Below are 14,359 nucleotides of genomic sequence, written 5' to 3'. Positions count from 1 at the left end.
GCAAACACAGCCTAGCAAGTATACCAGTGAGCTTGGGGCCTGATCAGGGGCGGATTAAGTCTCAGAAGGGCAATGCTTTTCTGGCGTGCGGCGGCGCGAGAAGAAAACCTGGTGACCGCCTAGCGATTTTGCCCGGTGTTTGGCGTCGGCCAGAAGCATGGCCACATGATGGTGGGTTAAACAAAGTTCGGGGTCGGGGTGCACACAGCCAATGGCAATCTCCAGCGGGCCGAACCGGCGCCGCATGCCGTTGCGATCTTCCGTCCAATAATCGAGCTGCTCCTCTGGCATTTGTTGATAGATACTCTGAGTAAAACTGTGCAACAGTTTTTCACAGCGCTCGCGCCAATTGATGCTGCGAAAGACGACCACAAAGTCATCCCCCCCGACATGGCCGATAAAATCCTGTTCTTGATCGATGACCTGACGCAATAAGTTACCGAGTAAGATAATGACATCGTCGCCACAAGAATAGCCGAACGCATCGTTGAAGGGCTTGAAGTGATTAATATCGCAATAAGCTACAATAAAATCTGCTTTTTGACATAATAACTGATCGATCCACTCATACAGTGGAACATTGCCAGGCAGTGCCGTTAACGGATTGGAGTGGCGCGCGACGCGCAGCTTTTCATCGGCAATTGAGCGCAATATATTGCGCACCTTGGCCACGCCAATGTAGCGATCGTTTTCACTGACAATAATATCCACACTTAAATTCTGCGCGGGGTCTTCGGTCACCAACCTTCCGGCACTGTTCAAGTCGCTGTTGATATCCATCAATAGCGAACGGCTGCTGACAAACCCAGAAATGGGTTTATTGGCGTGCAATTCGTAAGAGTAGCGCCAGGAAAAAGTGTTGAGTAGTTCAGAGCGGCTGATCACCCCCAGAGCCTTACCGTCATCGGCGACCACGGGTACGCACGTTAGGCGTACATCCGCGCGAAACATTCGCACCACTTCACCAGCGGTTACGCTGGGCGACAGCGGCTCATGCGCCACTGTCACCTCGCGCAGTGTATGCTGAAAGGTATCCCGTGATACCGGCATGGCGACGGCTTTTGCTTTGTTTAGGTGTGGCGGGCATTGGGTGATGGGCGTGCGAGCCGGACGTGCAATATAATAACCTTGAAAATATTCCACCCCCATAGCCACTAAGGTTTTGAACTCTTCTTCGGTCTCAATCCCCTCGGCAATGACTTTGTTACCGATCCTTTGTGCGATATCGAGCATAAAACGGACAAACTCTCGCTTCACCGCACTGGCGTTAATGTTACTGATAAAGTGCCGATCTATTTTGACGTAATCGGGGTTCAATTCACTCCAAATTCGCAAACCGGCATACCCTGCACCCAAGTCGTCAATCGCCACAGCAAACCCCTGACGCTGGAAATGCTCGCAGGCATTGGTCAGCAACTCAAACTCATCTAAAGGTTGTTTTTCGGTTAACTCGAAGACCACACGTTCAGGATCTAGCTTGAGCTTGCGCAATATTGCCATAGTAACGCCATCGCGATACTGGCTATCGGTAAATGCCAGTGGCGTCATATTAAGAAAAAGTTTACCGGGCAGTGAATGCTCTATAAAGCTTTGGCAGGCCGCCTCTCGACAGGCGTATTCCAACCGAGCCAATTGCCCTTCACTGGCAGCGGCGGAAAATAGTTGCGCAGGAGATGCCAAAGCACTGCCTTCGGGGCCGCGAATCAAAGCCTCATAACCGACAATTTGGCTATTAATCATATTAATGACAGGCTGAAAAACGGCGTATAGTTGACCGCTATCAATCACCGACTGTAACTGATCTCGCAGGCGCTGCGGCTCAGTGTCCGAGTGGGTTCTGGGGGCAGGTATTGAAGGTAGATACGACATAAACGGATTATCAATCTGCCTAATGACAGTTTTATGACAATTGCGGCCGGTTAATTCGACAAATGATTGAGACTCTTGCGCCTAACCGATAAAATAGCCGCACTGCAATTCTAGCCAACAGGCCCCGCATCACGATCATGACGGATATTCGAGATACACTCTACGCCAACCCTCTCGCCCAGGTCGGCAGCTTTAGTTTTGATCAGCAAGTGGTCGACGTCTTTCCCGATATGATAAAACGGTCGGTACCGGGTTACCCAACCATTTTATCCATGATCGGCACGCTGGCCGAGCGCTACGTGACCTCCGACAGCCATTGCTACGATTTAGGCTGTTCATTGGGGGCGGCCACCTTGGCGATGCGCCATAATATTCGCGCCGCAGGGGCCAGCATAATCGGCGTCGACAACTCGGCAGCAATGATTGCCAGAGCTCGGCAGATTATCGCGGCCGATAGCCATGAAGAGGTTCCGGTTCGGTTAGAAGAATGCGGCATTGAAGACATTGCAATCGACAATGCTTCGATGGTGGTGCTTAACTTTACGCTGCAGTTTATTGCGCCCAATGCGCGCGATAGGTTATTGAGCGATATCGCCCAGGGCCTAAACACTGGCGGCGTGTTAATTTTGTCGGAAAAAGTCGCCTTTGACGACCTTCCCCATCAGCAACTAATGACCGACCTACATCACCAGTTTAAACGTGCTAATGGTTACAGCGACCTGGAAATCGCGCAAAAGCGCGCCGCCATCGACAACGTCTTGATCCCAGAGTCACTCGACGCTCACCGTCTGCGCTTGCGCCAAGCCGGTTTTAGCAGTGTAGATGTCTGGTTTCAGTGTTTAAATTTTGCCTCAATCATCGCCATTAAATGATCGACTATAACGCTCTATACACGTTTTTAAACGAACACCCCAAGCTTGCCCAATGGTCGCAACAGCTGCCAGAACAAGTGGCTCAAGGTCTCTGCCCCAAGCGTTTCGGTGACTTATCAGGTTGGCTAAACGCGCTTGAACAAATCCCCGAGATCAACCCCGAACAAATCGATCTGAAAACTCGCGTCAGCGTTGCCGGGCAGATAGCACCTGAGACCCACGCTCAACTGTTACACGCCTTACAGCAATTAATCCCCTGGCGCAAAGGCCCTTATTTTTTGCATGGCATACACCTCGATACCGAATGGCGCTCAGACTGGAAGTGGGATCGCATTAAAGATCAAATTGCCCCGCTAAAAAACCGACTGGTATTGGATGTAGGCTGCGGCAATGGCTATCACTGTTGGCGCATGCATGGCGCAGGCGCTCTGCGAGTGATCGGTATCGACCCCTCTCCGCGGTTTATCGTGCAATTCGCTATGATCAAACAACTGCTGGGTCAGTCTTTACCGGTCGACGTGCTGCCGCTGGGCATTGAGGCGCTGCCCCCAGAGTTAGGCGCGTTTGACACAACGTTTTCCATGGGTGTTTTTTACCACCGACGCTCGCCGATGGACCATTTGCGGGAACTGAAAGCGACCCTAAGGCCTGGCGGGCAATTGGTGTTGGAAACACTGGTGATCGCAGGCAATGAAGGCGAGGTATTGGTGCCGCCGGGACGCTACGCCATGATGAACAATGTCTGGTTTTTGCCCAGTGCACCCACAATGATCGGCTGGCTGGCCAAGTGCGGCTTTAAAAACCCGCGCACGGTGGATGTTTGCCCTACCACCACCGATGAGCAGCGCGCCACCGATTGGATGCGTTATCACTCGCTCAGTAACTTCTTAAAGGAAGATAACCCGAGTCTCACCCAAGAGGGGCACCCAGCGCCCATTCGAGCCGTATTTATCGCCGAAACCTAACTGGGCCACTTCATATGGGCTAATCCCCCAATTGTAGAGGGGTGTCCAGGCCAAACTCGCGATGAATCTGTTCGCACCAGCGGTCTAAACGCTCGGCACTGAGGTTTTCCTGTTGATCCTCATCAATGGCCAAACCCACAAACTGGCCGTCCTCTTCGGCTTTGGAGGCTTCGTACTCGTAACCCTCGGTTGACCAATAACCCACTCTGTGGGGATTTGATGCGGCGATCACCTCGTGCATCATTCCCATCGCGTCGAGGAAATAATCACCATAGCCAAATTGATCACCCAACCCAAACAAAGCCACGGTTTTATCGGAAAAGTCCACTTCGGCCAGATCATCCCAAAACTCTTCCCAGTCGGACTGAATTTGGCCAAAATCCCAGGTGGGGATACCGAGGATGACATTGTCGTATTGGGTAAACTCCAATTGAGTGACATCGGCAATATCGTGCACATCTACCACCTCTGCGCCCAAACGCTTGCGAATACGCTGAGCAATAAACTCCGTATTCCCTTCATCACTACCGAAAAAAAGCCCTACTTTGGCCACTGGCGAACACCTTCTGATTAAAAACAACGAAACCGAGCAATAACTGGTACAAACACCGCTAAAAAAGGTACATTCTCTGTTAGCTGTACCTAGCTGGAAATACTGGGCTGGATTTTCCCAGCTGCCAACTGTTAGCGCAAGTGGCAGTTGTGTGGTTAAGTTAGGTTAAGCCAACGTACAAACCATGACAGCATGCCATGCCTGTTGCAAACTTGCGCGGCGGCGCAGACAGCTGCCAGGAAGAAAGTTAATGTAGAGGTATCAATGGCTGACATTTTACTGATTGATGACGACAAAGAGTTATCCGAATTGCTGCAAGAATATCTCAATGCAGAAGGATTTAGCGTTTCCACCGCTTATGATGGCGCTGAAGCTCTTGAGATGGCACGCCACAACTCGTACTCGGCTTTAATACTCGACGTTATGCTGCCACAACACAACGGTTTCGATGTTCTTAAAATGCTCAGGCAGCATCCCGAATACGGTCAGCAGCACACCCCGGTCATTATGCTGACCGCCAAGGGCGACACCATTGATCGGGTGATTGGTCTGGAAATAGGCGCCGACGATTACCTCCCCAAGCCCTGCGATCCGCGTGAACTGGTCGCTCGCCTAAGGGCCATTTTACGCCGTACAGCTACCGCGCAGAGCGCCCCACCAGAGTCCGGCACGGTGCAGGTAGATAGTTTATCGCTGCAAATGGGTAGCCGTGCGGCATTTTGGCTCGATCAATCCTTGCCTTTAACCGGTACTGAGTTTAGCGTGTTGGAATTATTAGTGCGTCACGCCGGGCAAGTAATCAGCAAAGATGAACTCACCGAACAAGCGTTGGGGCGCAAGCTGACCCCCTACGATCGCAGTATCGACGTGCATGTCAGTAATATTCGCAAAAAACTCGCCACAGTGGGAGCCAGCAAGGATCAAATCATCAACGTGCGCGGTGCCGGTTATATGCTAACTCGCCCCAGTGAAGCCCCCGCGACACCATGACACGACTGTACCTGCGGGTATTTTTAACCTTTTGGTGTATCACGGCGGTGATTATCGTCACCACCAATGTGATTGTGCATTGGCGCGACATTAATCCAGACAACAACCTGCAACGCTTGCGGGATGACCGGGGGACCGAGCCCGCCCAACGCTTTCTCTTTCAAATGGTGGGCTCAGCCATCAATCGCAACTCGGCCCAAGTATTGGCCGATATGCGCACTATGCCAGAATGGTCTACCCGATTTTTTTATATTGTCGACTCCAACAACCGGGACTTCTTAGGCCGCCCCCTACCCGAAGGAGTGCAGAAGCTGGTACCCAAAATTAATCCCAGTCACCCATTTGAGAACACCATAATCGGTGAAGAGAAAACCTGGGGACGTCACGTCACGCTAAACGACGGTAAAAGCGTTAAGATTTTCACTTTGGCCGCCGGCAAGGGTGAGAAAAGCTCAGGCGACATCGCCTGGCAGCTTTTTATTAATAATATTTGGCCACTTCTACTGACCTCAATTTTGGTCAGTGGTGTCGCGTGCTTTTTTCTCGCCCGCCACTTAGCACGCAGCTTATCCACCCTACAAAGGGCGACCCGCTCTATTGCCAAGGGGGATTTAAGTGTGCGCATTAGTCAGCGGTTTAACCAAAGGCGTGATGAAATTGCTTCTCTGGCCAATGATTTTGACCATATGGCCGAGCGCCTTGAGAAAGCCATGGCTGAACAAAAACGCTTAATCAAGGATGTATCGCACGAACTGCGCACACCCTTGGCCCGCCTGCAAATTGCTCTGGCGCTAGCCCAGCAGCGCAGTCAGGGTACTAACGACCGCGAGCTAAAGCGCATAAAGCAGGCGGCAGATTATCTGAATGACATCATTTCAGATATTTTAGCGCTGCCTGTTTTAGATGACGACAGCTGGACTCTCGATGACACCATGGACTTAACAGCCCTATTAGAAGCGCTGCATGAAGCCATAGCACGAGACGCAAGACAAAAAGCGATTCAATTAAGTTTATCCAACTCACTACCCGAGGCGCTGGTCGCCACTCGCGGCAATATGTTGGCCGGTGTTTTTGATAACATCCTACGCAACGCTCTGCGCTATACCCCTAGCGGCGGCTGCATCCGGACCGAGCTGCACGACAGGGGAAATCACTATCAGATAAAAATTCACGACACCGGACCCGGAGTGTCACCTGACCAATTAGACGCTATTTTTCAACCATTTTATCGAACCGATCAGGCCCGCGATCGCCAAAGTGGTGGCTATGGCTTAGGTTTGGCCATTGCGCAGCGAACTATAAAACTCCATGGCGGGCACATTGAAGCCAGAAACCTCCCACAGACCGGCCTTTGCATCACTGTGACACTTCCCAAAATACCTCCCTGTACTGCCTAAAACCGGACTGCCATTGTTTTGACTGGCGGCAAGAATTTTCCGCCATTGCCGCCAAAACCAGTCAAGCTTTTGACCTTTACGTCAAAAAAACTCTGAGAAACAAACATAAGCTATTGTTTTTAAAACCTTTTATTCACCATCCTCACATTTGGCACGTTATTCGCTGTACACCTTTCAATCAACGCTATCGCTAGGGCCAGCCCAACCGATAGCTCACCTATACACAAGAGCGGAAAGACTATGGCAGATTTATCTTCAGGTATCGGCACTGAAGCCATCGCCTCTGAACTGATAAGTGAACAGCTCGCCAATTCGGCCTTACTGGACGTACGGGCCCGCTTAGCCCACGCCTTGCAAATTAGCCTGGAAGCAACCGAGCTGCTGACGTTGTTTTTCAAGCATTCACAACAACTGGTGCAATACCACGGTTTGGTTTACGAAGACGTGATTCTAGGTAAAGTACTAGTCGGCAAGCGCTCGCTTCACCGCTGTCACTACACCATGAATTTGCCTGGCAGTAATTTGGGAGAAATCACCTTCTTTCGAAAAAGCCGATTCAGCGAAAATCAACAGTTGATGCTAGAGACTCTACTCGCGTCACTCGCTTTTCCACTAAACAACGCCAAGAAATACCAACAAGCATTGCGCATGGCCCTGGTTGACCCACTGACAGAAGTGGGCAACCGCAGCGCACTCGACACGGCCTTAGAACGCGAGCATCAGCGCTTACAGCGCAATGGTAAAGCTTTTGCTTTGGTGATGTTGGATATTGACCACTTTAAACAGATCAACGATAAGTATGGCCACAGTCGTGGCGATGACGTTCTAAAACAGATCGCCACTACCTTGAAAGAAGTCAGTCGCGCAACGGATATGACCTTCCGCTACGGCGGTGAAGAGTTTGCAGTACTGCTCAGTGACACCGGCGCCGCCGGTGGATTAATTACCGCCGAAAGGCTGCGCCGAGCGGTGGAGAGAATCGATATAGTAATGGACGGAGCTCATATTCGCCCCACGATCAGTGTTGGGGTCAGTGCCTGTATGGATGCCGGCGAACCGTTACAGGCCTTACTGGAAAGAGCGGATCGCGCACTCTATGACGCCAAGCGCCAGGGCCGCAACCGCAGTTGCTGCGAGCCGGCCCAGATACCACTCGACGCCGCCACTGGAGTTAAGGCTTAGTCGGGCCCTTGGGTCTGGCGGGCGGCTTTGCTCTACCGGGGCGTTTACCACGACCAGCGCGCAAACGCTTTTCCTGTCTCTCACGCTGGCGTTTAAAGTCAGGATCATCCGTCTTGGAACGTTTGACCGGTTCGATGCCAGCGGTCATACACAAGTCGGTAATCTCTTTGTTGTTCAACTCCAACCACTGCCCCACCCGAACGTGAGACGGAATAAAGATATTGCCATAGCGCACACGTTTTAAGCGGCTGACACGAACCCCTTGCGACTCCCACAGGCGTCGCACTTCACGGTTGCGCCCTTCCATGACAACACAATAAAACCAACGATTGCGGGACTCACCCGCGCCATCGACAACATCGGTAAAACGTGCAGTGCCATCGTCGAGCAGCACCCCCTCTACCAGTCGGCGCTTCATAGCCTCATCAACTTCACCTTGAATACGCACCAGATACTCACGATCAATGACTGAGGATGGATGCATCAGACGATTAGCTAGCTCGCCATCGTTGGTAAACAGCAGCAAACCGCTGGTGTTAAAGTCGAGTCGCCCCACTGAGATCCAGCGCTCTCCCGACAATCGTGGCAGCGCGTTGTAGACGGTTCGTCGACCCTGAGGGTCATTGCGCGAACAAATTTCCCCCTCGGGCTTGTTATACAAAATCACCCGGCGCCGGCTTACTTCGTTTTTGGTCTTAACCGTTTTACCTTGATGGGTAATAACATCTTCAGGCGTCACCCGATCCCCCAAGGTCGCAGGGCGGCCGTTTACGGTCACTACCCCTGCTGAAATGGAACGCTCCATTTCACGGCGTGAGCCTATACCGGCCCGCGCTAAAACTTTTTGCAGTTTCTCATCGGGCTGATCCATGGCGGGCACGGTAGTGTCTTCTTCTTTGTGATCCTGTGTTTGCTTAACTTTTTTAACCATATTGTGGCGTCTGTTTTAAACGCTCCGCTCATCGCTTTCGGTTTCAGAATCGGCAATGGACGCAAGCGCCCCATCATCATGGGAGTGTTCAGGCGGACTTACCGCATTAATATCGTCGTTGTTTTCATCGCTACCGGGTGTATCCGCAGCGGGGATTGTCTCACTGTTATCGTCTCTATCGATAAGGTGTTCGGGGTCGGTGTTCGTCGAGTCTTCATCACTTTGCACGCCCTGTACGGTCACTTGTGCATCCGGCTCCAGTTCATCTTGAGTGGACAACTGTGGTTGTAGCGCCGAATTGGGATCAGAGTCGAGATCAACATCAGTGTCTCTGTCGGCCGGCTCTTCGGTCAACTCACCAGCGGGCCGATTACCACCGAGGTCCAAGGCTGAATTCATTTCATCAATATCGCGAATTTCACTCAAGGTCGGCAGTTGATCCAAACTTTTTAAATTAAAATAATCTAAAAATTGGCGCGTAGTGGCGTACAGTGATGGACGGCCGGGCACATCGCGCTGGCCAACGACTTTAACCCATTCGCGCTCGGTGAGCGTTTTAATAATATGTGAGCTGACCGCCACGCCGCGAATCTCTTCGATATCACCACGGGTAATCGGCTGACGATAGGCGATCAAAGCCAAAGTCTCCAGTAGAGCCCGAGAATATCTTTGCGGTTTTTCTTCCCACAAACGGTTGATCCAGGGCGCTAGCTCTTCGCGTACCTGCAAACGCCAACCCGAGGCGATTTCTTTCAGTTCAAAACCGCGGTCCTGGCAAGATTCATTAATTCTTTGTAATGCCTCTTCAAATTGTGCCTTTTCTGGCATCTCGTCATCTTCGAACAGTGTTTCGAGCTTTTTTAGCGACAAGGGCTCACCGGCAGCCAGCAGCGCCCCCTCGATAATGGCTTGTAGTTGTAGAATTTCCATACTATTGGGTTTTCGCTTTTACGTGAATTGCACCAAAAGATTCGCTTTGAACTATTTCCACCAAGGATTCTTTAATCAACTCCATAACCGCCAAGAAAGTCACCACAACCCCTAAGCGGCCTTCTTGAACTTTGAACAAGCTGACAAAAGGAACAAAGTTCTTCCCCGCCAAATTATCCAACACTTGCGCCATGCGCTCGCGGGTAGACAGTTTTTCTTTCTCTACATGATGACTTTCGAACATATCGGCACGCCGCAACACTTCCGACAGAGCCAGTAGAAGTTCTTGCAACTCCAACTCGGGATCGGGCCTGGTCAGGTTGCGATCTGGCGCCTCGGCGTTGGCTTGATGCACATCGCGCCCCACTCTGGGCATTTCATCAATATCTTCTGCGGCTTGCTTGAAACGTTCGTACTCTTGCAGTCGACGAATCAAAGAGGCTCGTGGGTCTTCCCCCTCCTCCTCTTCCTCTACAGAGCGCGGTAATAACATGCGCGATTTAATCTCGGCCAGCATAGCGGCCATCACCAGATACTCAGCGGCCAATTCGAAATGATCAGCATCCATCAAATCGACATAAGCCATGTATTGGGCCGTAATTTCCGATACATCAATATCGAGTATGTCGAGATTCTGACGCCGGATTAAGTACAACAGTAAGTCCAAAGGCCCCTCAAAGGCCTCAAGAAAGACTTCGAGCGCATCGGGCGGAATATACAAATCTTTGGGCAGCTGAGTATAGGCTTTGCCCTGCACCATCGCGAAGGGCATTTCGCCTTGCTCGGGGTGCGGCTCAGATGTTTCCGGAGCCGTTACATCAGCGCTGACAGCAACATCTTGTGGCTCAACGGTTTCGTTCATGCTCGCCCCAGACTCCAGAGTCTATAAATTGCATCATTGCGTGTGGCAGAAATGCTAGTAGCTGTGAGAAGTTTATTGATCGCATCAACATTAACCGTAACAAACGCAAGGCGCTACTGCCTATTACAAACCTGTACGGGCTTACTCCACGCTCATTATGCAAATGATTCAAAGGGCTATTCAAGTGGCTAACAGGGCCGAAAAATCACCCTTGCCTTGGCGCACCAACTCGGGGGTGCCATCGGTTAGCCCAACCACAGTGGTAGGCTCCAGCCCACAAAACCCACCGTCAATCACCAGCTCCACTTGATGCTCTAGCAAATCGCGTATGTCATAGGGATCCGTCAGCGGGAACTCATCGCCTGGCAATAACAAAGTGCTACTCATCAGCGGCTCGTTGAGCTCTTCCAACAGAGCCAGCGCAATATTGTTATCGGGCACACGCAAACCAATGGTTTTACGTTTGGGATGGCGCAGGCGTCTGGGAACCTCAGAGGTGCCTTCAAGAATAAAGGTATAGGGACCCGGAGTGTGCGTTTTAAGCAGACGGAACACTTGATTATCGACACGGGCATAGGTCGCAATCTCTGACAGATCACGACACATCAAGGTGAAATTATGGTGTTTGTCCAACTTGCGCATCATACGGATGCGATCCAGAGCCATTTTGTCACCAATATGACAGCCAAGCGCATAGGCCGAATCGGTCGGGTAGGCAATAATACCGCCGCTGCGAACGATATCGACGGCTTGAGAGATCAAGCGCGGCTGGGGATTATCGGGGTGTACCTGGAAAAATTGCGCCACATCACCATCCTTTACTCAGGCTATAGGGCCTCGCGGCCGGAAGCTTCCATTATAATTTTGCCGGCGGCGTTATACAAATAAGAAATTCACCCCAGCGCTTATTGTTCTTGAAACGGTGCTATTACTCTAATATTCGCTCTTAATATCACTCGCAAAACCACCTGTATTACCAATGCTGCCAAATAGGCACCACGGTTTCAGGTAAAACGCCAATGGCACCCAACTCTTGCCAAGGCAGGCCAGGTTGGTGAAAATCGCTCCCCTGCGACCCCTTTAAACCAAACTCCTGGGCGATATTAGCGAGATCTTGCGCCACCCCGGCGGGCTGCTGACCACTGATAATCTCTATTGCATCACCACCATACTCAGCAAAATCGGCCACCATGGCGCGCAATTTTGTTCGCGTCAGACCATATTTAGCCGGGTGAGCCAGCACTGCCACGCCACCGGCGGCTTTAATAGTGTCGACGACCTCATTCATGGCTGGCCACTGCAGCCGTATATCCCCCACCTTGCCCGAACCTAAATACTTTTTAAACGCCCGTGCGGAATCGGGCACCAGTCCATCATTAACCAAAAGTTGGGCAAAATGGGGGCGGCCCGGCTCGCCCTGAGCGAGATCGCAGGCGCGCCGATAGGCATCCGCAACTCCGATTTTCGCCAGTTTGTGGCCGATTGTTTCATTGCGCTCGCGTCTGGCCAGCCCTTGCTCCGCCACTTTGTGTTGTAACGGTACACTGCTTACGTCCAGTGCCAGCCCCACAATATGGACGCCAATCTTTCCCCAGCGACTGGAAAACTCAATGCCGTCGATAAAGCCCATCTGCAGAGATTCAGCCGCAACTCGCGCAGCGGCTAAGCCCGCCAAGGTGTCGTGATCGGTCAGCGCCGCTACCGTCACCCCCTGCTCGTGTGCTCGCTGCATAAGTTCGCTGGGGGAAAGCGCCCCATCTGAACACTGGCTGTGCATATGTAGATCGATGGTCAACCCATTTTCCTCGTTTCTGACGTATAATGTCGGCTTTTAAAACGCTATCATGCCCAAGCGTTTACGCTCACCCGGGTAAAGTGAAATAACATGACCGATTCTGCCACTGATAAAGCTGTAAAAGAAGCGCCTTCGACTTCCGCAGACGCGCAAACTTCCAACACCGCCAAAGAAAACCCCAAAAAAGAGAGCTTATTTTTCAACATTCTACTGAATATTGTCATTCCCACGCTGATTCTCACCAAATTAAGTGGTGATGAATACTTGGGAACACGCAATGCTCTAGTGGTCGCCCTAGCGTTTCCTCTGTTTTATGGCATCAAAGATTTTGTTGTACGGCGCCAATACAACGCCTTTTCAATTCTGGGCACCATCAGCATACTCCTAACCGGCGGCATTAGCTTAATGGAGTTAGACCCCAAATACATCGCCATCAAAGAGGCAGCCATTCCCGGCCTGATTGGTTTGGCCACACTTATCTCAATGAAAACGCGATTTCCTCTGGTGCGGACCTTTTTGTACAACGACAAAGTCTTAAAAACCGATCTGATCAGCGAGCGATTAACTCAACACGATAAACACGCCCAATTTGATCGAGCGCTTAGCAATGCAACCTATCTGGTGGCGGGCTCCTTCTTTCTATCGTCTTTTCTCAACTATGTGCTGGCGAAATGGCTGCTGCAAAGCCCACCAGGCACAGCCGAGTTTAACGCTGAGTTGGGCAAAATGACCGCCATGAGTTTTCCTGTGATTGCCCTACCAGCCACCGTCATTATGATGATTGCTCTGCTCTATTTATTCCGTCGTATTCGCCAATTGACCGAGCTCGAATTCGAAGACGTTATCAACGCCCATTAAATAGAGAGGTTGCCATGCTTTACGCCATCATTTGCGAAGATGTTAAAGACAGTAAACCACTGCGTGCCAAATCTCGCGCTGCCCACATGGCTAGATTGCATGAGCTGCGAGATTTGGGTCGGCTCATCTTGGCCGGTGCTTTTCCCGCCGTCGATGCCAATGAACCCGGAGCGGCCGGTGTCACCGGGTCTCTTATTGTCGCCGAATTCGACTCTCTGAGTGAAGCGCAAGACTGGGCTGACAGTGATCCTTTTTATACATCTGGGGTTTATCAAAAGATCAGTGTGAAGCCTTATAAAAAGGCTTCACCTTAACCCAGACAACGCGCTGGGCGTGATAGGGTTGACAAGACTTCACGTCACGATAAGTTACAATGCATTCGCCAAACACAGCCACATTTAAGGGTATTCCAGTGATCAAGGCCAAATTTTCCGCCATTATTACCGCCACCTTATGTATGGTGCTACTTACACTGACACCAAGCGTCTATGCGGCTACGCGTTTTGTCGGGGATGAACTGCGGGTTCCACTGCGCAGCGGTATGGGTAATCAGTACCGAATTGTGCATCGTGGGCTGGTCAGTGGCACTCAACTTGAATTGATTAAATCAGACACGGACGACAGTGAAAACGAGTGGTCAATGGTGCGAACCCCAAACGGGCTCGAGGGCTGGATTCGTTCTCAGTATCTGCTCGACGAACCCACCGCCGCCATCAAGCTTGCTCGACTCGAGGCTAAAATGGCCCAACTTGACGGTGACCAAACCCAGCTTTTGGACAACAACGAGGCGCTGGAACAAGAGAATCAAACGCTTAAAACTCAACTGGCGCAACTGTCTGAGCAACACCAAAACGTGCAAAGTGAATTTGCTCAATTAGAAAAACTGTCCTCCAGTGCGGTTGCTCTCAACGAACAAAACAAAAAATTAAGCGAAAGTCACCAACTACTGCAAACGGATAACGAAGTTTTAAAAACCGAAAACGAGCGATTGATGAGCAGCCACACTTATCAACAGTGGATTTTTGGTGCCGGCATTTTAATTGCCGGAATTATCGTGTCACTTCTTTTACAAGCTTTAGGCCGGCGCAAGCGTCGTTCTGAATGGGGCTAACACTAAGGAATCACCCTGATGCCATCGATTGTTAAATGTATTTC

15 protein-coding genes are annotated in these 14,359 nt (G+C 51.1%); 8 read left to right on the top strand and 7 right to left on the bottom strand.

Annotation, left to right across the window (positions count from 1 at the left end):
- Window positions 1-54: 54 nt before the first annotated feature.
- Entirely contained in the window at window positions 55-1,869 is a 1,815-nt protein-coding gene (locus Q4526_RS03600) for a bifunctional diguanylate cyclase/phosphodiesterase (RefSeq protein WP_215975524.1), read from the bottom strand.
- A 137-nt stretch (window positions 1,870-2,006) separates the two neighbouring features.
- Here Q4526_RS03600 and cmoA point away from each other — a divergent pair, with 137 nt between their 5' ends.
- Entirely contained in the window at window positions 2,007-2,741 is a 735-nt protein-coding gene (gene cmoA, locus Q4526_RS03595; protein ID WP_215975523.1) for a carboxy-S-adenosyl-L-methionine synthase CmoA, read from the top strand.
- The gene (gene cmoB / locus Q4526_RS03590; RefSeq protein WP_215975522.1) at window positions 2,738-3,706 is read left to right on the top strand and encodes a tRNA 5-methoxyuridine(34)/uridine 5-oxyacetic acid(34) synthase CmoB; all 969 of its coding nucleotides are present in this window, start codon (window positions 2,738-2,740) and stop codon (window positions 3,704-3,706) included. Before cmoA ends, cmoB begins: the two co-directional genes overlap by 4 nt.
- A gap of 19 nt (window positions 3,707-3,725) precedes the next feature.
- Here the strand turns inward: cmoB and Q4526_RS03585 are convergent, their stop codons facing one another.
- Window positions 3,726-4,259 (bottom strand): flavodoxin, encoded by a 534-nt coding sequence (locus tag Q4526_RS03585; RefSeq protein ID WP_215975521.1) that lies wholly within the window; start codon window positions 4,257-4,259, stop codon window positions 3,726-3,728.
- 264 nt (window positions 4,260-4,523) lie between these two features.
- Between Q4526_RS03585 and Q4526_RS03580 the strand changes: the two genes are divergently transcribed.
- The 3 genes from Q4526_RS03580 to Q4526_RS03570 all read left to right on the top strand — a co-directional run bounded on the left by Q4526_RS03580 (window position 4,524) and on the right by Q4526_RS03570 (window position 7,828).
- Window positions 4,524-5,249 carry a response regulator transcription factor gene (locus tag Q4526_RS03580; protein WP_215975520.1) on the top strand — a complete coding sequence of 242 codons (726 nt, stop codon included), beginning with the start codon at window positions 4,524-4,526 and terminating at the stop codon, window positions 5,247-5,249.
- Window positions 5,246-6,646: an ATP-binding protein gene (locus Q4526_RS03575; protein ID WP_215975519.1), complete on the top strand. Its 1,401-nt coding sequence runs from the start codon at window positions 5,246-5,248 to the stop codon at window positions 6,644-6,646. The genes Q4526_RS03580 and Q4526_RS03575 overlap by 4 nt, the downstream gene beginning before the upstream one ends.
- Before the next feature lie 240 nt (window positions 6,647-6,886).
- Window positions 6,887-7,828 carry a GGDEF domain-containing protein gene (locus Q4526_RS03570; RefSeq protein ID WP_215975518.1) on the top strand — a complete coding sequence of 314 codons (942 nt, stop codon included), beginning with the start codon at window positions 6,887-6,889 and terminating at the stop codon, window positions 7,826-7,828.
- Here Q4526_RS03570 and Q4526_RS03565 read toward each other — a convergent pair.
- The 5 genes from Q4526_RS03565 to Q4526_RS03545 all read right to left on the bottom strand — a co-directional run bounded on the left by Q4526_RS03565 (window position 7,818) and on the right by Q4526_RS03545 (window position 12,346).
- Window positions 7,818-8,699: a pseudouridine synthase gene (locus Q4526_RS03565; protein ID WP_303604280.1), complete on the bottom strand. Its 882-nt coding sequence runs from the start codon at window positions 8,697-8,699 to the stop codon at window positions 7,818-7,820. The two genes, Q4526_RS03570 and Q4526_RS03565, sit on opposite strands and share 11 nt — an antisense overlap.
- Window positions 8,700-8,774: 75 nt before the next feature.
- On the bottom strand, window positions 8,775-9,689 hold the full coding sequence (gene scpB, locus Q4526_RS03560; protein WP_303609525.1) for an SMC-Scp complex subunit ScpB: 915 nt from the start codon (window positions 9,687-9,689) through the stop codon (window positions 8,775-8,777).
- Between the two features lies 1 nt (window position 9,690).
- Entirely contained in the window at window positions 9,691-10,551 is an 861-nt protein-coding gene (locus Q4526_RS03555; protein WP_215975516.1) for a ScpA family protein, read from the bottom strand.
- Between the two features lie 180 nt (window positions 10,552-10,731).
- Entirely contained in the window at window positions 10,732-11,358 is a 627-nt protein-coding gene (locus tag Q4526_RS03550; RefSeq protein WP_215975515.1) for an L-threonylcarbamoyladenylate synthase, read from the bottom strand.
- A gap of 166 nt (window positions 11,359-11,524) precedes the next feature.
- Complete coding sequence (locus Q4526_RS03545; protein ID WP_303609524.1) at window positions 11,525-12,346, bottom strand: PHP domain-containing protein; 822 nt, start codon at window positions 12,344-12,346, stop codon at window positions 11,525-11,527.
- A gap of 90 nt (window positions 12,347-12,436) precedes the next feature.
- On the opposite strand from Q4526_RS03545, the gene Q4526_RS03540 reads away from it, so the two are divergent.
- From Q4526_RS03540 to Q4526_RS03530, 3 genes are all read left to right on the top strand, one after another.
- Complete coding sequence (locus Q4526_RS03540) at window positions 12,437-13,204, top strand: VC0807 family protein (RefSeq protein ID WP_303604254.1); 768 nt, start codon at window positions 12,437-12,439, stop codon at window positions 13,202-13,204.
- Between the two features lie 14 nt (window positions 13,205-13,218).
- Window positions 13,219-13,518, top strand: a complete 300-nt coding sequence (locus Q4526_RS03535) for a YciI family protein (RefSeq protein WP_215975514.1) — start codon at window positions 13,219-13,221, stop codon at window positions 13,516-13,518.
- Between the two features lie 98 nt (window positions 13,519-13,616).
- Window positions 13,617-14,315 (top strand): TIGR04211 family SH3 domain-containing protein, encoded by a 699-nt coding sequence (locus Q4526_RS03530; protein WP_215975513.1) that lies wholly within the window; start codon window positions 13,617-13,619, stop codon window positions 14,313-14,315.
- Window positions 14,316-14,359 lie beyond the last annotated feature (44 nt).

The sequence above is a fragment of the Gilvimarinus sp. 2_MG-2023 genome (assembly GCF_030547685.1).
Lineage (GTDB): Bacteria > Pseudomonadota > Gammaproteobacteria > Pseudomonadales > Cellvibrionaceae > Gilvimarinus.
Note: the sequence above shows the minus strand (reverse complement) of the source record. Positions and strands in the feature narration are given on the sequence as shown.

Coding starts and splice junctions, on each gene's coding strand:
- Q4526_RS03600 (WP_215975524.1), bottom strand. CDS start 1,869: ATGTCGTATCTACCTTCAATACCTGCCCCCAGAACCCACTCGGACACT.
- cmoA (WP_215975523.1), top strand. CDS start 2,007: ATGACGGATATTCGAGATACACTCTACGCCAACCCTCTCGCCCAGGTC.
- cmoB (WP_215975522.1), top strand. CDS start 2,738: ATGATCGACTATAACGCTCTATACACGTTTTTAAACGAACACCCCAAG.
- Q4526_RS03580 (WP_215975520.1), top strand. CDS start 4,524: ATGGCTGACATTTTACTGATTGATGACGACAAAGAGTTATCCGAATTG.
- Q4526_RS03575 (WP_215975519.1), top strand. CDS start 5,246: ATGACACGACTGTACCTGCGGGTATTTTTAACCTTTTGGTGTATCACG.
- Q4526_RS03570 (WP_215975518.1), top strand. CDS start 6,887: ATGGCAGATTTATCTTCAGGTATCGGCACTGAAGCCATCGCCTCTGAA.
- Q4526_RS03565 (WP_303604280.1), bottom strand. CDS start 8,699: ATGGATCAGCCCGATGAGAAACTGCAAAAAGTTTTAGCGCGGGCCGGT.
- scpB (WP_303609525.1), bottom strand. CDS start 9,689: ATGGAAATTCTACAACTACAAGCCATTATCGAGGGGGCGCTGCTGGCT.
- Q4526_RS03555 (WP_215975516.1), bottom strand. CDS start 10,551: ATGAACGAAACCGTTGAGCCACAAGATGTTGCTGTCAGCGCTGATGTA.
- Q4526_RS03540 (WP_303604254.1), top strand. CDS start 12,437: ATGACCGATTCTGCCACTGATAAAGCTGTAAAAGAAGCGCCTTCGACT.
- Q4526_RS03535 (WP_215975514.1), top strand. CDS start 13,219: ATGCTTTACGCCATCATTTGCGAAGATGTTAAAGACAGTAAACCACTG.